The following is a 17,925-nucleotide window of genomic DNA, read 5'->3' as shown; positions in this document are numbered from 1 at the left end:
CGGCCCTGTTTCTTTGCCCCACCATCCTGTCCAACATTTCATCTGCCGGACAGCCTGCCGTGAGTTTGCATCCCCTGGTCTCCTTTTGATCGGCGCCCGCGACAATGGCGGCGCCCATCAAATTCAAGGAGAGGGAGCCCGTAGCTTCCGCCCCGGCAGCGACAATACCCTTGGCCACTTCCGCCAGGGCCCGGGCACCCCGCGAGTCGCACCCTCGGCCCCAGCAACCGATGCCGCTCCTGAAACCCCACAAGCCGAGGGCTAAACCAGCCGCAGCACCATAAGAACCCCCGGTCCGGCGATCAGGAACGCCGGGTCGGCCCAGGAAAAGCCGGGCACGCCCACCATGGTGCGCGCCGGTGTCGCTCCAAATCCCCGCGCCTCCATGGCAATGGCCGACCGCCCGGCCCGCCGGACGGCAAACGCCAGCAACGGCACGGCAAGCGCCGCCATCTCCCGCAGACCGGGAATACGCCGCACAGCCCGGCCCGCTCGCATTGCCCGCGCCATGCGCATCTGCGCCGCTTCGGCCAAAAGGTCTGGCACCAATTGCATGGCAACAAACAGCGCATAACCGAGCCGCACCGGAAATCTAAGATAGGCGATCAGCGCCCGCACGAATGCGCCGGGATCGACGCTAAGCGCGAAAAGGATCGAAATCGTCCCGATTGCCAGCGCCCTCAGGCTCAGCGTCAGCCCAGCCGAAAGCGCCTCGCCACCATTATCCCCGCCCGCGATATGCATGGCAAAGTCACTGTCCTGACGGAACAGTAGATTGGTCGTGACGAACCCCATGCCGAACAAAATGAACGGCACCATCAAAGCCAAAACAAGCAGGACAGGCACCCGCTGGATACCGACAAGCACCAATACGACAACGCCGATAACTGACATCTGAAACACCGGATCGAACGAGGTCGCTATCCCGACAAAGAAAATCACACAGACTGCAAACACCGTCAGCGGATTGAGCCGACCCAGCGGTGCGCCCGAAAATCTTTCATACAACACAGTCATCCCGCCGCCCGGACGCGCGACGCCATCTCGACGCGATTCAGCCAATCGAGCACCGGCGCAAAACTCGGCCGCGCAAGCCCTGCCGTTTCTGTCACGGCGGTATCGCCCAGAATTTCCAGGGGTTTGCCTTCGGCGAGTATCCCGCCATCGGCGATCACCGCTACCCGGTCGCACAACCGCACCGCCATGTCCATGTCGTGCGTAACGAGCACCACGCCCTTCCCGTTTCTCTTCAGCTCAACAAGATGCTCTGCCACCATCGCCGCGCCCACGGCGTCCAGTCCAGAAAATGGCTCATCGAAAATCATGAAGCGCCAGCGCTGGCTGGCATCCAGGCTGGCCAGCGCCAGCCTCCGCTTCTGCCCGAACGACAGCTCAAACGGATGCCGGTCCGCATATGCAGCAAGGCCCCACCGTTCCAGCACCGCATCGCAATCGGCTTCACCCTCCATCGCCCCCAGTATTTCCTCCCGCACGCTCCCTGCCACAAGTTGGGCTTCGGGATTCTGGAATGCGATGCCGGCCATCGGCCCCTCGCGATGCCCGGCACGCAGCCGCAACACGCCGGCCAGACTCGCCGCCAACGTCGTCTTCCCTGCGCCATTGGGCCCAATCAGCCCCAGGATTTCCCCCTCGCAAATATCGAGGTTTATGCCTTTGAGAACTGCACGGCCCATCGGCGGCGCGCAATCGGCCTGCCTGATCGAGGCAATGGACTTACCGCCAGTTGTAGCGACATTGATCCGCTGGTTGACATATCGGTTCGCGACCACGGTCGCGGCCGCTATGGCCGCATCATCGCCGACACTCGGCTCAAGTGGCGCGAGGACATCCGAAAAGGATAACGGCGGCTGCTCAGCCGCCAGCCCGACCGCACCGAGCATATCGTCGAGCGCCGAGAATGCCGGCCTCCAGATACCGGCTTGCACAAGGTCCTGCCCACGCTCCCGGAACAGCGCTCGTGGCGGCATATTCGCCAGCACCGACCCATCTTGGCCCAGGACCACGACCCGGTCGATCGCGTCGATCAACCCGTCCAGCCGATGGTCGATGACCACCACGGCATCGAACGCCTGCCGCTCGGACAGCAGGCCATGGACCTTGGCGGTTGCCGCCGGGCTCAGATGCGAGGTCGGTTCGTCGGCAATCAGGATCGGTGTTTCCTGCGCCAAAACCGATGCCAGCGCAACGAGCTGGCGCTCTCCGCCGGACAGAGCCGAGCTGCGTCGAGTTTGCCACGCCTGCGGTAGCCCGAGCCGGTCGAGAACTGTGGCAATTCGCTCGGTTATCCTTGCCTGCTCCATTCCCCGGTTTTCCAATGCGAAAGCAATCTCCTCGCCCACGCGCATGCCACACAGCGTTTCGTCGGCATTCTGGAAATACTGTGCGACCGTATCGGCCCATTGGGCCGCACTGCGGGTCGCGACCGAAGCGCCTCCAAGACGGATCGCGCCCGCGACGCTTGCGGGGACGGCGTTGGGGATCAATCCCGTCAGCGAGAGCATGAGCGAAGATTTCCCCGAACCAGAAGGTCCGAGCAGAAGAACCCTCTCACCTCGCTTCACGGCAATATCGACCGGTCCCACCGCATCGCCGGTGGCGAAGGGATATCGGATTGATACCCCCTCCCATTGCGCCAGGCTCATTGGGCTGCCTGTGCCGCAAATCCGGCGCCGCGGCGCTCGGTATCGATTCGCAGCCCCCTGAGAACCCCGGTGCGGTAGAGAGCCTCAACGATCAGATGTCCCAGAAAGCCAGCCAGCACAGCGCCACTGACAAGCCGGATCACGAACATGGCGCCAACCAGCCAGGGCTCGAGCGCGCCATAATCGAACAGGAACCAGTTGTAGATAAAACTCGTCACCGAAGCGCCCATCCCGGCGGCAATCAGCACAGGCAAGCGGTAGTGTTTCCAGCCCAATGCCGCAAAAACCAGTTCCGCGCCAAGCCCCTGCACCACCGCCGCGATCAGAAGACCCAGCCCCGCCGGACTGCCAAGCAGAATCTCGACCCCGGCCGCAAGCACCTCGGCCATCAGCGCCACACCCGGCTTGCGGACAATGGCCGCGGCAACGATGGATGCGGAAAACCAGAAGCCCATGAAAACATCCATGGTCACCGGCCCGAACGCCGCCTGGCTGACCAGCCAGACCTGGACCCAGGCCAGATAAAGCACTGCGAAGGCGGCACCGAGAACGGCGGCAACAAGGGTTTCGCGCAGCGTCCAGCGCCACGATTGCGAAGCGAAATCGGACATGTGCTGGCCTCCTTTGATAGCGATGTCGGAAAGAGCGCCACGGGACCGCGCCCCACGGAAAAATTACGCAGCGGCGTCCCTGGAAGGGCTGTTGGCCGAAGCGGTCAGGTCGATCGCCACATGCGCGTTGGGATCGCCAAAGCTGAGCCATGCCTGCGACAAAGCCTCGAAAACCGGCCCCGCATCGCCTGCGAGTCTTGTGCAGTAATTCTTGGCCCGATCGAACACCGGCGAGGCTTTGAGAAAATCGATGCAGCCGTAGATTTCGTCCATGTAGTCGGCCGGGCCGAGCGGATAGAGCGAAAACTGGATAGCAACCCGCTGGCCACTCATGGGCGCGTCTGCCACAGCCTGCGCCGCGCTTGCCTTGCGTTTTTCGAGATCGTCGTCGAATGCGGTAGGCTGCGCAGGCTCGCAGATCTCCATGTCCGGCTCGCCCGGACACCCGCGCGAGATCGTGGCGTGCAATGCCACATGATGTCCGCTGCGCGCCGCAGCAACGAACAACTCCCGCATGGTCGGGAAAATCAGTTCAGGTGGGCCGACGATAAGTGTCGAGATATCGTCGGTTTCGATGCGCAAACGATCCCGATAGGGCGATATCGCATCGAGAGAGGACAGGATTATACGGACGAAATCGTCCGCCATGACATAAAGGGAGAGTTGTGCACCGCACTTCATCTTCGCCTCGCTCCGCTGGTATTATCCAGATCAGCTTTAGGGTTAGATGGCTGTGCGCCATCCTCTCAGCCCCGGCGATACGGAGCACCCCTGTCGAACGACTCGATGGGTAGCACATCTTTCCGTCGCGCCGCAACGGGAACTTCCCGCTTTGCGGCGAGCGCGGTTTCCGGCACTGTTGCGGCCAGGATGTCGAGAGGCCCGACTATGAGAACGATCCGACTTGTATTTGCCGCCCTGATCACGGGCGCCGTCGCAGCCCCCGGCTTCGCTCAGCCGGACGATTTGATCCGAAGCGATGCCTATGCCCGTTTTTCCCAAAGCTTCCCTGAACTTTGCTACGGGCTCGAAGACTCTGCCGCTGCGGAATATTTTCCGAACGAAAGTTGGGATCTGAGCTGGGAGACCGAATATTCGGACACCCCGGAGACCGCCACTCTTTACAAGTTCTTCTGCGGTTCGGGCGCCTACAACGTCAACCACCTCTATTATCTCGAAACCGAGTATGAGGGCCTGGTGCCCGTAGCATTTGCCACGCCCCAGTTCGACGTCGTCTATGAAAATGACGATTTCGAGGGCGCGGTTCTCGATATGCCGATGTCCGGCTACGGCACCCAATTGCTGCTCACCAATTCCGAATTCGACCCCGAGAACATGACCATCACCTCTCACGCCCTATGGCGCGGCATTGGCGATGCGTTTTCAGCGGGCACATGGATATTCGATGATGGTCAGTTTGTACTTATCCGCTACGAGGTCGATGCGCACTATGATGGCGAGGCCGATCCCGAAACGCTGGTGAGCTTTAAATAGGAGGGGAATGCGATGTCAGAGCTCAAGACCCGCCCAACCGATCAGGAGGTTTCCAAATTCATCGACGCGGTCGAACCCGTCCAGAAGCGGCAGGACTGTTGGACTATCATCGATATGATGCGCGGGATAACAGGCGTCGAACCCGTCATGTGGGGCCCATCGATCGTTGGCTTCGGCACCTACACTTACGTGAACACCACCAAAAAACCAGCCGACTGGCCCATCACGGGATTTTCGCCACGCAAGGCCAATCTTACGCTTTATGTGATGCCGGGCTTTTCGCAGTACGAATCTCTCATGGCAAAGTTGGGCAAGCACTCCACGGGAAAATCCTGCCTTTACGTCAAGAAGCTGACCGATATCGATCTTGGTGTTCTCGAAGAGATCATTCGCCGGTCGGTCGAGCATATGCGGGCGACCTACCCCACCAGATAAGAAGAGACCGCAGCGCCGGGCGGACGACTGCGGTCTCCATAAACGCTTCCGCCGCGCTGTTGAGGGCTTGGGGGACTACAGCGGAAGCTTGTGTCCGCTAGTGCATGGGCTCGTTTGCCAGTCCAGCAGACACCTTCAATATCGGGTGCCATTGCGGCGACAAAAGGCCCAATCACCGAACTGTGATAAAATGCTGCTTGGGTGGGGAACCATTGCACGGTGAGGCCGAAACTGGCATGGCTTGGGGTTAAAACCAAAAACAAGAACAGGACTTGCGCATGAAACTTATCACTCCGCCCGCCATACCGCTCAAATCTTTCACCGACCCGGTAAAAGCCTGGGAATATGTCTGTGAGATCTACGACCGCAACACGAGCTTCATTCGCGATCATCTGCTCAATCTCACCAGGGGACGGGTCCCTCCCGGCAAGGTCCGCGCTCATTATCCCAAGGTCCAGGTACTCTCGACCAGTTTCCAGCAGCAGGCCAGTTCACGTCTCGCCTATGGCTTTCTGCACAGTCCCGGTCTTTACCAGACGACGCTGACCCAGCCGGCACTCTTTCACAAATACCTGATCGAGAACCTTTCGCTGATCCTCAAGAATCACGGCGGCGAGATCGAGGTTGGAGAATCCGAAACCCCCATACCCCTCCACTTCGCCGTCGATCCCAAAGAACGTGTTGAAGGCGATACCCTCCTCGATATCGGCGTACCATTGCGCGATCTGTTCGACGTACCCGATCTCGCGCATATGGACGACGAGATCGCCAACGGCACCTTCATTCCGCCATCGGGCGGCCCCTACCCGCTCGCTGCCTTCACCGGGCCCCGTGTCGATTATTCGCTGCACCGGCTCAACCATTATACAGGCACCGTCCCCGATCACTTCCAGAATTTCGTGATCTTCACCAATTACCAGTTCTATATCGAGGAATTCACCCGTCTGGCTCATCAGTGGATGAGCGAGGGTCACGAATTCTATGAGAGCTTTGTCGAACCGGGCAACGTCATCACCACCAATTCCCGGCTCGGCGGCGGCACCGACGGTTCACAGCCTGCCCGTCAGCCCCAGATGCCGGCCTATCACCTTACCGCCCCCAACGGGCGCGGCATCACAATGATCAATATCGGCGTTGGTCCGTCTAACGCCAAGACAGCCACCGACCACATAGCTGTGCTTCGGCCTCATGCCTGGCTGATGCTCGGCCACTGCGCCGGGCTACGCAACTCCCAGTCCCTGGGCGATTATGTGCTCGCCCATGGCTATGTCCGCGAGGACCACGTTCTCGACGACGATTTGCCTGTGACCGTCCCTATCCCCGCCCTGGCCGAAATCCAGGTTGCGCTGCAGGAAGCTGTGGCCGAGATAACCCATCTGGAGGGATTGGAAACCAAAGCCATCATGCGCACCGGTACGGTCTTTACCATCGACAACCGCAATTGGGAGTTGCGCGATCAGAGCGAGATCACCCGCCGCCTGTCGCAATCGCGCGCCATCGCGCTCGATATGGAGAGCGCTACGATCGCTGCAAACGGCTTCCGTTTCCGCGTCCCCTACGGCACCCTGCTCTGCGTTTCCGACAAGCCGCTGCACGGCGAACTCAAGCTCCCCGGCATGGCCTCGGACTTCTATCGCACGCAGGTCAACCGCCATCTGCTGATCGGTCTCAAGGCCATGGAAATCCTGCGCAATCAGCCTGTTGAAAGGCTGCACTCCCGCAAGTTGCGGTCCTTTGCCGAAACGGCTTTCCAATAAAGGAGGGCGCCTCCTGGCGCCCTCTCACAAACCTGACAATCTTGCCTCAGCCTTTGAGCGCCAGGCTCTCATTGGCAGTGATCGCGGTCATGTTCACGATGCCGCGGCTGGTCACCGAAGGTGCCAGAATATGGGCCGGGTTTCTTGTACCCATCAGGATCGGGCCGACCGGAAGCGCATTGTTCAATTCCTTGAGCAAGGTCATGGAAAGATTCGCACTTTCAAGGTTCGGGAATACCAGCAGGTTGGCTTCGCCCTTCAGCACAGAGTCGGGAACGTAGCGCTCGCGCAGCCCCTGGTTCAGCGCCAGATCGCCCTGCATTTCGCCCTCCACGATGAGGTCGGGCGCAACAAGCTTGAGCTTGTCGTAGGCCGTTTTCATCTTGTCCGACGTTGTCCCCTCGCGCGAACCGAAATTCGAATAGCTCAGCAGTGCAGCCTTGGCCTCGATATTGAACCGCTTGAGATGGTCGCGCGCCTGCAGGGTAATCGAGACGATTTCATCGGCGCTCGGATCCATGTTCACATACGTATCGGCAAGGAAGAACGCCCCGCGCGGCATGATGAGCATGGAAAGAGCAGAAACGTCGGAAACGCCGTCGGACAGCCCGACGACCGATTTTATGTCGCGCACGTGCTTGATGTAGCGACCCTGCAGCCCACAGATCAGGCCATCGGCATCACCACGTTTGACGGCAAGTGCGCCAATGATCGTGGTATTGGTCCGCACGATCGTCCGCGCCGTGTCGGGAGTGACACCCGAACGCCCGACAAGCGAATGGAACTCGGCAACATATTCCTTGTAGCGCGGATCGTCCTCGGGATTGATGATCTCGAAATCCTTGCCCGGCGTCAGTTGCAGCCCGAACCGTTCGATACGCTGTTCAATGACGAACGGCCGCCCGATGAGAATGGGCTGCGCAATCCCCTCCTCGAGTACAACCTGAGTGGCTCGCAACACGCGTTCATCTTCACCGTCGGCAAAGGCAATACGCTGACCGGCACCTTTGGCGCGCTCGATCATCGGCTTCATCACCATGCCCGAGCGGAAGACGAACCGGTTCAGGCTGTCCTTGTAGGCGTCGAAATCGGCTACGGGACGCCGCGCCACGCCCGTGTCCATGGCGGCCTTTGCCACAGCCGGCGCGATACGCAAAATGAGACGCTGGTCGAACGGATTGGGAATAAGATAGTCCCTGCCGAACGTCGAAGGTGCACCCGGCACGGACTCGAGCACCGGCTCGTGCGCCAGCTTGGCGATGGCGTGCGCGGCCGCGGCCTTCATCTCCTCGTTGATCGTGGTTGCGCCGACATCGAGCGCTCCACGGAAGATGAACGGGAAGCACAGGACGTTGTTGACCTGATTAGGATAGTCGGATCGCCCTGTGCAGATCATGGCGTCCGGACGCTCCTCAATGGCGATCTCGGGCATGATTTCCGGCACCGGATTGGATAGCGCCAGGATCAGGGGATTTTCCGCCATGTCCTTGAGCATCTCACGCTTGAGCGCCCCGGCTGCGGAAAGGCCGAGGAAGATATCGGCACCTTCCATGACCTCGGCAAGGGATGTCTTGTCGCTGTCCTGAGCGAAAGCCCCCCGCCAACGATCGACGGAGTTGTCGCGCCGCGTCGTCACCAGCCCCTCGCGGTCGGCGACCCATATGTTTTCCCTCTTCGCACCCACCGCCATCAGCATATTCAGGCAGGCAATGGCTGCCGCGCCGGCACCGGAGGTGCAAATCTTGACCTTGGAAATGTCCTTGCCGGCAATCTTGAGCCCGTTGAGGACTGCAGCCGCAACGATAATCGCCGTGCCGTGCTGATCGTCGTGAAAAACCGGAATCGGCATGCGCTCACGCAGCGCTTCCTCAATCTCAAAACAGTCCGGAGCCTTGATGTCTTCGAGGTTGATACCCCCGAACGAGGGCCACATCGGCGCGACGGTTTCGATGAACTTCTTGGGATTCTGCTCGTCGATTTCAATGTCGATCGAGTCGATGCCGGCAAATTTCTTGAAGAGGACCGACTTGCCTTCCATGACCGGCTTGGATGCCAGGGCGCCGATATTGCCCAGGCCGAGAACCGCGGTACCGTTGGAAATCACCGCAACCAGATTGCCTCGCGACGTATACAGCGCCGCCGTTTCAGGATCGGCCGCGATTTCCTCGCACGGCGCCGCAACGCCCGGTGAATAGGCAAGCGCAAGATCGCGTTGGTTGGCCAATGGCTTGATCGGGGCAATCTCGATCTTGCCGGGCTTTGGATAGCGGTGGAAATGCAGCGCAGCTTCTTTAAGCGCCTTTTGCGGATCGCGCGGTTCTTCCGTCATGCCGTCTCCTCGGATTAGCGGCGAGATACGTGCCACCAATCGCGACAAAATGGAAGGCTTGCAAAGCTAACTTTTCCGCGCCGGGCAAATCGCCGCTCTCAGGTGGCCCGCAGCGTCAAAATTCAGGCCGCCAGCCCGGGTTCAAGATTGCTCTCCCGCCCGGCGGGCCTCAGCGCATTCGCCAGCACGAGGAACGAAGACAATTTCATCGGCGCAGCGAAAAGATAGCCTTGAGCGAAAACCACGTTCTTGGACCGAAGATAGAGCGCCTGTTCCTGAGTCTCGACGCCTTCTGCGATGATGTCGATATCGAGTTCCCTGGCCATCGATATCAGTCCATCGACCACCGGCACGGGTTGGGCAGCGTCTCTTATCATCTCAACGAAAATCTTGTCGATCTTGATGATGTCGATGCCAAGCGTTTGCAGATACGCCAGATTTGAGTGCCCGGTGCCCGCATCATCCATGGCGATCCGAACACCCAACTTGTGCATAGCCGTCATGACTCGGTTTGCAGCGTTACGATCATCCAGCGGGCGGCGCTCCGTGATCTCGAAGACCAGTTGCCGATAAGAAATGCCGCTGCCCTCGAAGACCGACTGAATGTCCTCCACGATCGACCCATCGCGAAAATGGCCCTCGAACAGGTTGATCGAAACCTTGAAGTCCGCAACCTCGCGGCAGATATCCTCAAGGTCGTAGCGGACCTGCTCCATAAGGCTCAGCGTCATGGGGATGGCCAGGCCAGACATTTCGGCGTAGTCAATAAATGCACCCGGCGGAATAACCTCGCCACTTTTCTTCACCCACCGAATGAGAACCTCGCACCCGATGAGCTTCCCGGTCTTGAGATTCATGACAGGTTGATAATAGGGCTTCATTTCCCCCGCGATTATCGCCCGCTCCAGATCGAAAGCAACGATATCGGCCTTGCGAGTGTATTGAATAGCGAGAACCAGAATCAGCGCACCCAGAAAGCATGCAGCTATCGTGAACCCGATATCGAGGGGCGAATAGTCCGAACGGACTTCGGAAAACGAAACGCCAGCTTCGGCCTTGAGAGGAATTTCGCCGGCGAACGATCGCGCGAACAGGTATTCGTCCCGGCCCGTTCCCTGGCCGATCCGTTCGTCACCACGCAGTAGGATTGAGGTGCCGCTGGTCAGGGCCACCTGCAGATAGCTGATCTGCCCCAGCAGCGGAACATCGTTGCGCATGAGCATCGGCGAGGCCAGAACGAGCGCAGATACAGCGCGTTCGCGCCCAAATGCCTGGGTTATCTTGAGCAGGGGCGCATCATTGCCGTCGACCTTTATAACGCTCAGCGTTTCAGTATGGCCCGGAATCGTAAGATTTTCAGAAAGCACACGATATTGCACAGCTTTGCCGAACGCCGAGCAGTATTGCACGCCATCATTGTTTTCCACGAGCACTTGTCGCAGAAAGGGATTGGATCCCAACTCGCTGTTCACGTTGTCCACGAAGGTCGCCGCGCACAGCGAAGGACTGTTTGCCAGAATGCGTCGGAGCGATTGAATGCCCTCCTGAACAGTCAGCTGGGAATCGTGAGTGATGGCGTCGACCGTCGTCTGCAGCGCTGTTGTTTCGCGCGCCTTGACGTATCCGTCGATCACATGATCAACCGCAACGACCGGCAGAAACGCCAGCAGTGCAACGACAAGCAGCACAATTTGTGAAAAACGCGATCGCAAAAAAATGCCCGGAAGTATCGAACCCTCAAATTCGATCCTACCGGGCAAGACTTTAACTGCGCATTAAATCCGGCGGGCGCACGCTAATCTATCAGGCGTTCTTCTTGTCCGCCGGCAAATTGAGCCGCAGGTGAAGCTCGCGCAATTGCCTGGGCGACGCATCGTTGGGCGCTCCCATCAACAGATCTTCTGCCTGCTGGTTCATCGGGAACAGTGTGATTTCGCGCAGGTTCTGCACACCACACAAAAGCATCACGATCCGATCAATACCAGCTGCCATGCCGCCATGGGGAGGCGCGCCGTACTGGAAGGCACGGTACAGTCCTCCAAACCGGTCTTCGACGTCCTGACGCGACAGCCCCACCTTCTCGAAGGCGGCAACCATGGTTTCGGGCTCCTGATTACGGATCGAGCCCGATGCTATTTCAAAGCCGTTGCAAACCGCGTCGTACTGATAGGCCTTGATGGACAGGGGATCCTCGTTATCCAGCGCCTCACGACCGCCTTGGGGCATCGAGAAGGGATTGTGCGCGAACTCGAGCTTCTTTTCCTCTTCGTCCCATTCGTAGAACGGGAAATCGACGATCCAGCACAGCGCATAGCTGTCGAGATCGAGAAGTTCGAGATCGATGCCGACCTTGGTACGAGCCGCTCCGGCAAAGCCGTGGAATTTGGCCGGCACGCCGCAGACGAAAAACACCGCATCGCCGTCCTTGAGGCCGAGTTGGGCACGAATGGCATCAGTGCGCTCTTCCCCGATGTTCTTGGCGATCGGCCCAGAACCGGCGCCATCCTTGAAAAAGATGTAACCCAGGCCCGGCTGCCCCTCGCCCTGCGCCCAGGCGTTCATGCGGTCGCAAAATGCGCGCGATCCGCCCGTCGGCGCAGGAATGGCCCATACCTCAACTTTGGGGTCGCCTGCGATCTGGTTGGCAAACACCTTGAATCCAGAATCCCGGAAATGCTCAGTAACGTCATCCATCTCGATCGGATTGCGCAGATCAGGCTTGTCCGACCCATACTTCCGCATCGCCACATCGTACGGAATGCGGGGGAACTCTTGAGTAACTTTCTTACCCTCGGCAAATTCCTCGAACACGCCGCGAATGACGGGCTCCATGGTGTCCCAGACCTCTTCCTGGGTCACAAAGCTCATTTCGACGTCAAGCTGATAGAACTCCCCCGGCAGACGATCGGCGCGCGGGTCCTCGTCGCGGAAGCACGGTGCGATCTGAAAATACCGGTCGAACCCGGCGACCATGAGCAACTGCTTGTACTGCTGGGGTGCCTGGGGCAGCGCGAAGAACTTGCCCGGGTGGATACGGCTGGGCACGAGAAAGTCGCGTGCGCCTTCGGGTGAAGAAGCAGTCAGGATCGGTGTCGAGTATTCGCCAAAGCCGATCTCGTTCATGCGGCGACGCATGTCGGCAATAATCCTGGAGCGCTTGACGATATTGGCGTGCAACGTCTCACGGCGCAGATCGATGAAGCGATAGCGAAGGCGAGTATCTTCAGGATAGTCCGGCTCACCGAACACCGGCAGGGGAAGCTCTGCGGATTTGCCCAGCACTTCGATCTCGCGAATGAAAACCTCGATCTCGCCGGTCGGCAGATTCTTGTTCGTGGTTTCAGGCGTACGCGCCTTGACCTCGCCGTCCACGCGAATGACCCATTCAGCCCGAACGGTTTCCGCCAGCTTGAAAGCGGGCGAGTCCGGATCGATCACACACTGGGTCAATCCGTAATGGTCGCGCAAATCCAGAAACAGCAGCCCGCCATGATCTCGAATGCGATGCACCCATCCTGACAGTCGGGCGGTAGAGCCGACATCTGCCTTTTTGAGCTGGGCACAGGTGTGCGAACGATAGCGATGCATCACAACAAGTCTTTCGAGAACGGAGTGAAAATTTGTGCCGGAAAAGCGCATGTGACGTGCCCAATGTCAAGCATGATGCGCCATGGCACTTTGCGGTGAGACAACAATGCTGATAACAGACATCCCATTATTTTTGAACTGGATACCGACTCAATGCAGGTCATCACTTCGACGCGGGCGCTGGAAGCGTTCTGCAAGGACGCTGCGACCTATGATTTCGTGACCGTCGATACCGAATTCTTGCGCGAAACGACATACTGGCCAAAGCTCTGCCTCATTCAGGCCGCCACCGCGGACCGTGCGGTTATCATCGATCCTCTGGCAGATGACATCGATCTCGCGCCGTTCGCCGAACTTCTTGCCGACCGGCATGTGACCAAAGTGTTTCATGCTGCGCGACAGGATATCGAAATCTTCGTAAAGCTGTTCGGCGTCGTCCCCCATCCCATCTTCGACACGCAGGTGGCCGCCAGCGTCTGCGGGCACGGCGATTCGGTGTCTTATGACAATCTGGTGCGTTCCGTGGTCGGCGAGCAGATCGACAAGAGTTCGCGGTTTACTGACTGGTCGCACCGCCCACTGACCGAAAAACAACTCAATTACGCTCTGGCCGACGTCACCCATCTGCGCGACATCTATACCCAGTTGCGAACCGAAATCGAAAAAACGCGTCGCGGCGCCTGGGTGGCCGATGAAATGGCCGTGTTGGAGAGTGTCGACACCTACGTCATTCAGCCCGAAGTCGCATGGAAGCGTGTAAAGGCCCGAGTCAACAAGCCCCGCGATCTGGCCGCGCTTCAGGCCATTGCGGCGTGGCGCGAACGCCGTGCCCAGGAAAACGATCAACCGCGTGGCCGGATCCTCAAGGACGACGCCATTGCTGAACTGGCTGTCCAGCGTCCAACGACACCCGACGCCTTCGAAAAGCTTCGGGCCGTGCCGCGAGGCTATGGTCGCTCATCGGCAGCTGGAGAATTGATCGCCATCATCAAATCGGTGGAGGCAGCGGACAAGTCGCGCCTGCCCAAGATCGCCGATCGCCCACGCGGTCCTTCGCCCAAGGGCGCAGTAGGCGATCTGCTTCGGGTCTGGCTCAAGGCCGTTGCCGACACTAATGGGGTCGCAACCCGCATTATCGCCAGTTCCGATGACATCGATGCAATCGTGCTTGACGACAATGCCGACGTTCCCGCCCTGAAGGGCTGGCGGCGCAAGCTGTTTGGGGAAAAAGCGTTGGCTATCAAACATGGACGCATGGCCCTTGCCGCAACCCGCAAGGGTGTGGTTGAAGTGACTGTGGATCTGGCCGAGTAAGGGTCAATCGACCCTTATCGTTCCATCCTTGAAACCCGCCTCCGTCGCGAGTTGGCGTTGGCGCCCGCGCATTCGGTCGCCGTCCAGAAATGCCAGATCGGCCGGCAGGTGCAATTCCAGTGTCTTGCCATCGACCGAGAACCGGGTACGCGGCAAAATTCCCGGCATGGCGGCCGCCAGCGGGTAAGCGACCCGAAAATAGGCCGCAATCAGTCGCGCCCGCGGGCCCAAATCCTTGCCTGAAAGTTCAAGCAATTTGGCATTGGTGCTCTTTTGCTTGAACCCCATGTAGCGGAACGCCAGGGTCTGGGCGAGAAAAGCCCGGCCGGCATGGCTGATCCCCACGATGTCGGAAAAAGCCACCATCTGGATGCTCTGTTCGCCCCGATAGTCCGGATGCGCCCTCCAACCTATGTCGGAAATATAGCACGCCGCCTTGCGCAACCTTTCTTCGTCGGTGCTTTCCTGAACACCGATCAGATTGAAAAGCGCCTCGCTCCCATCAATGAGGTCACCCGAAAATTCCGGTGCCCGTGATCGCAGCATCGAAATTTCTTCCGCAGCCTGTAGCAGCGGATCGATTTCCTTTTCCGGATCTCCGAGCCTGTCGTAAAGGTAGCCCTCGCGAACGCCCTGCGCCGAAAAGACGACCTCTTCGAACCCACCAGTTCGCAGGACCTCCGCCAGCACGGCGGCGCCGTAAGGCAAGAGATCCTTCCGCGACCCGGAAACCGTTTCGATCCCCTTGACCAGCTTCTTGTCGCCGTTGCCCTCAATCAGGGCATCGCAAAGCGGCAGGATATCGGCCGTCCGAACCACGTAGTCCTGCACCATATGCAATGGATAGTTGCACCGGGCCTGATGCAGCTTCGCCAGCGCACGCCATGTCCCGCCAATGGCCGCAAACGTCTTGTATTTCCCGCGTTCCAGCAGTTTCGACGATTTGAGACGGTCCTTGATGATGCCTGACGCCTTGCTCGGGGTCATCTGTGTATCGTCCTGAAGGCGAATAACCCCGAGTTCGTGGGTCTCTCCACCGGTGTCGTGACCGCCGTCCACCATGGCCAGTTCCAGGCTTCCGCCGCCTAGATCACCCACGACTCCCATGAACTCTGGCATCCCCGATACCAGTCCCAGGGCCGCATAATGGGCCTCTTCGGCGCCGCTGAGCACCCGCACCGGCACACCGATGATATCTTCGACGGCCCGCGCAAATTCAGGCCCGTTTTCCGCCTCTCGAGTTGCCGAGGTTGCAATGGCGTAGATGTCGCCGACCTCGGTCAGGCGGGAGACAAGTGCGAACCGCCGGATCGCCTTGAGTGCGCTGGCCATCGAGGTTTCAGCCAACCGTCCCGTTGCCGCGACCCCGCGCCCAAGCGTGCTGGACGATTTTTCGTTGTAAAGAACGGTCAGGGCGCGCGCGAGGCGCTCATAGACGACTAGGCGCACGGAGTTCGAGCCGATGTCGAGCACCGCGACGGGTTTGGCGCCAGAGAGGCGCCCCTGCCCGGCGGGATCGGATTCAAGGCTCCAAAATCGAATCAAAGATCATTGTCCTCGTCGTCGCTGTCCCCGTGCAACGCGCTGCCGCGCCCTGACAGAGACGGATTGGTCATGAAATAATCATGGGCATTGAAGGATTCCTCGCCCTCGCCCGGCGTCATACGCTGCGCCGTACCGTCAGGCAGGACTTCCCAGCTTTGCTGGTTGTCGCGAAGATTGGCCACCATGATACGGTCCAGAATCTGCCTGTGAACGGTCCGGTTCTTTATGGGTACCAGCGTTTCGACGCGCCAGTCCAGATTTCGCGGCATCAGGTCAGCCGACGAGATGTAGACCGCAGCATCCCGAGATGGCATCTCGCCGCCATTGCCAAAGCAATAGATGCGTGAATGTTCAAGGAAGCGCCCAACGATCGACTTGACGCGGATATTTTCCGAGAACCCAGGAATCCCCGGCCGCAGACAGCATATCCCGCGCACGATCAGCTCGATCCTGACCCCGGCCTGGCTCGCGTCGTAAAGCGCATCGATCAGGTCAGGATCGACCAGCGCATTGCACTTGAACCATATGGCGGCGGGCTGCCCCCGCCTTGCCAGATCGATTTCGGCGGCGATGTGCTCCATCAATGTCGCGCGCAGCGAGAACGGCGAAATCGCAATGGCTTCCAGTTCGCTGGGACGTGCATATCCCGTGATGAAATTGAAGACCCGCGCCACGTCACGCGTGATAATGGGATCGGCAGTGAAGTAGGAAAGATCGGTATAAATCTTGGCCGTCACAGGGTGATAGTTGCCCGTACCGACATGGCAATATGATACCAGTTTGCCCTTCTCACGCCGCACGACCTGGCTAAGCTTGGCATGGGTCTTGAGTTCAATGAACCCAAAGACGACCTGTACGCCCGCCCGTTCGAGATCGCGCGCCCAGCGGATGTTGGCTTCCTCGTCGAACCGGGCCTTGAGTTCGACGAGGGCGGTCACCGATTTGCCCATCTCGGCAGCCGCGATCAGTGCCTTGACGATGGGTGAGTCCTTGGAGGTCCGGTAAAGCGTCTGCTTGATGGCCACGACATCAGGATCGCGCGCCGCCTGGGCGACAAATTGCGCGACGACGTCGAAACTCTCGTAGGGATGGTGGACGACGATGTCCTTTTCCTGGATTGCGGCAAAGCAATCGCCATGATGGTCGCGAATACGCTCAGGGAAACGGGCGTGGTAGCGTGGAAACTTCAGTTCCGGCCGGTCCAGGTCACAAATCTTGCCCGCATCGGCGAGCGCCATGAAACCTTCAACCTCGAACGTATCCTCGGCCGAAATCCCCAGTTCCTCGGCAATGAGCCGCTTGAGCGAGCGCGGCATGGATCGTTCGATTTCCAAACGGATCACCTGCCCCCGGCGACGCTGGCGCAGTGCCGATTCGAACTCAACGACCAGATCGGCGGCCTCGTCATCGATTTCGATTTCACTGTCACGGACAATGCGAAACGAGCCGTGCCCGACGATGTTGTAGCCCGGGAATATCTTGTGGAAGAACAACTGGACCATCGTCTCGACGGTCACCATCTCCACCTGCCGGTCCGAAATGGCCTTGGTGGGCAGCTTGATAAAACGATCCAGGTTCGAGGGCACCCTCACCAGCGCCGTCAGGCGCGAATTATCCGTCGCCCGATCCAGCTGGAAGGCCAGAGAAAACCCCAGATTGGGAATGAATGGAAAGGGGTGGGCCGGGTCGATGGCTATAGGGGTCAGTACCGGAAAGATCTCTTCCCGGAAGATTTTTTGCAGGAACTCCACCTGCTCGGGTGTCAGATCGGCGGCTTCGAGCAGGACGATATTCTGCTCGAACAGTTCCTCGCGTATCGACTGCCATTGATCTTGCTGTTCGAGATGCAGATGCTGGGCAAGCGTGGTGATCTCCTCGATCTGTTCGCTCGGCGTCATGCCGTCAGCGCTCTCTCGCGGAAGACCCGCACGCAGTTGCCCCTTGAGACCCGCCACGCGGACCATGAAGAATTCATCGAGGTTGTTCGCGGAGATCGAAACGAATCGTAATCTTTCCAGCAGGGGATGATTGGGGTTGGCGGCTTCCTCGAGCACTCGCATATTGAACTGCAGCCAGCTCACCTCGCGGTTTACGAACCGTGCCGGGCTCGTGCGCAACGCCTCGATATCGGGCGCAGCCTCATCAGTGGAGTGCTGTTCATGGGCCATATCGTCCATTCATCACCTTTT

The 17,925-nt window shown here is 59.3% G+C and carries 13 protein-coding genes and 1 riboswitch; of the genes, 4 read left to right on the top strand and 9 right to left on the bottom strand.

Going from position 1 to position 17,925, the window contains the following annotated elements; genetic code table 11:
- Positions 1-261: 261 nt before the first annotated feature.
- From ACP148_RS07305 to ACP148_RS07290, 4 genes are all read right to left on the bottom strand, one after another.
- Entirely contained in the window at positions 262-1,017 is a 756-nt protein-coding gene (locus ACP148_RS07305; RefSeq protein ID WP_421950278.1) for an energy-coupling factor transporter transmembrane component T family protein, read from the bottom strand.
- The gene (locus ACP148_RS07300; protein ID WP_421950277.1) at positions 1,014-2,663 is read right to left on the bottom strand and encodes an ABC transporter ATP-binding protein; all 1,650 of its coding nucleotides are present in this window, start codon (positions 2,661-2,663) and stop codon (positions 1,014-1,016) included. Before ACP148_RS07300 ends, ACP148_RS07305 begins: the two co-directional genes overlap by 4 nt.
- Complete coding sequence (locus ACP148_RS07295; RefSeq protein WP_421950276.1) at positions 2,660-3,274, bottom strand: ECF transporter S component; 615 nt, start codon at positions 3,272-3,274, stop codon at positions 2,660-2,662. The genes ACP148_RS07300 and ACP148_RS07295 overlap by 4 nt, the downstream gene beginning before the upstream one ends.
- 63 nt (positions 3,275-3,337) lie before the next feature.
- Positions 3,338-3,955, bottom strand: a complete 618-nt coding sequence (locus ACP148_RS07290) for a YkoF family thiamine/hydroxymethylpyrimidine-binding protein (RefSeq protein WP_421950275.1) — start codon at positions 3,953-3,955, stop codon at positions 3,338-3,340.
- Positions 3,946-4,057, bottom strand: a riboswitch (TPP riboswitch). Its footprint overlaps the gene before it by 10 nt.
- 105 nt (positions 4,058-4,162) lie before the next feature.
- Between ACP148_RS07290 and ACP148_RS07285 the strand changes: the two genes are divergently transcribed.
- From ACP148_RS07285 to ACP148_RS07275, 3 genes are all read left to right on the top strand, one after another.
- A complete protein-coding gene (locus ACP148_RS07285) occupies positions 4,163-4,768 on the top strand; it encodes a DUF1176 domain-containing protein (protein ID WP_421950274.1) in 606 nt (201 codons plus the stop codon).
- 12 nt (positions 4,769-4,780) lie between these two features.
- Positions 4,781-5,203, top strand: a complete 423-nt coding sequence (locus tag ACP148_RS07280) for a DUF1801 domain-containing protein (protein WP_421950273.1) — start codon at positions 4,781-4,783, stop codon at positions 5,201-5,203.
- 278 nt (positions 5,204-5,481) lie between these two features.
- Positions 5,482-6,960: an AMP nucleosidase gene (locus ACP148_RS07275; RefSeq protein WP_421950272.1), complete on the top strand. Its 1,479-nt coding sequence runs from the start codon at positions 5,482-5,484 to the stop codon at positions 6,958-6,960.
- A gap of 46 nt (positions 6,961-7,006) precedes the next feature.
- Here the strand turns inward: ACP148_RS07275 and ACP148_RS07270 are convergent, their stop codons facing one another.
- From ACP148_RS07270 to aspS, 3 genes are all read right to left on the bottom strand, one after another.
- Positions 7,007-9,289 (bottom strand): NADP-dependent malic enzyme, encoded by a 2,283-nt coding sequence (locus ACP148_RS07270; protein WP_421950271.1) that lies wholly within the window; start codon positions 9,287-9,289, stop codon positions 7,007-7,009.
- A gap of 122 nt (positions 9,290-9,411) precedes the next feature.
- Positions 9,412-11,001 carry an EAL domain-containing protein gene (locus ACP148_RS07265; protein WP_425033328.1) on the bottom strand — a complete coding sequence of 530 codons (1,590 nt, stop codon included), beginning with the start codon at positions 10,999-11,001 and terminating at the stop codon, positions 9,412-9,414.
- Positions 11,002-11,092: 91 nt separating this feature from the next.
- Positions 11,093-12,877, bottom strand: coding sequence for an aspartate--tRNA ligase (aspS, locus tag ACP148_RS07260; protein WP_421950269.1), 1,785 nt, complete (start codon positions 12,875-12,877; stop codon positions 11,093-11,095).
- Positions 12,878-13,030: 153 nt separating this feature from the next.
- On the opposite strand from aspS, the gene rnd reads away from it, so the two are divergent.
- Positions 13,031-14,191 (top strand): ribonuclease D, encoded by a 1,161-nt coding sequence (gene rnd, locus ACP148_RS07255; RefSeq protein WP_421950268.1) that lies wholly within the window; start codon positions 13,031-13,033, stop codon positions 14,189-14,191.
- A gap of 3 nt (positions 14,192-14,194) precedes the next feature.
- Here rnd and ACP148_RS07250 read toward each other — a convergent pair whose 3' ends face one another.
- Complete coding sequence (locus ACP148_RS07250) at positions 14,195-15,736, bottom strand: Ppx/GppA family phosphatase (protein WP_421950267.1); 1,542 nt, start codon at positions 15,734-15,736, stop codon at positions 14,195-14,197.
- A complete protein-coding gene (locus ACP148_RS07245) occupies positions 15,733-17,913 on the bottom strand; it encodes an RNA degradosome polyphosphate kinase (RefSeq protein WP_421950266.1) in 2,181 nt (726 codons plus the stop codon). Before ACP148_RS07245 ends, ACP148_RS07250 begins: the two co-directional genes overlap by 4 nt.
- Positions 17,914-17,925: the final 12 nt, after the last annotated feature.

Origin of the sequence: Pelagibacterium sp. (assembly GCF_965249125.1) — a bacterium.
Classification (GTDB): Bacteria; Pseudomonadota; Alphaproteobacteria; order Rhizobiales; family Devosiaceae; genus Pelagibacterium.
The sequence above is the reverse complement of the archived record's forward strand: the minus strand, read 5'-3'. Positions and strand labels throughout refer to the sequence as shown.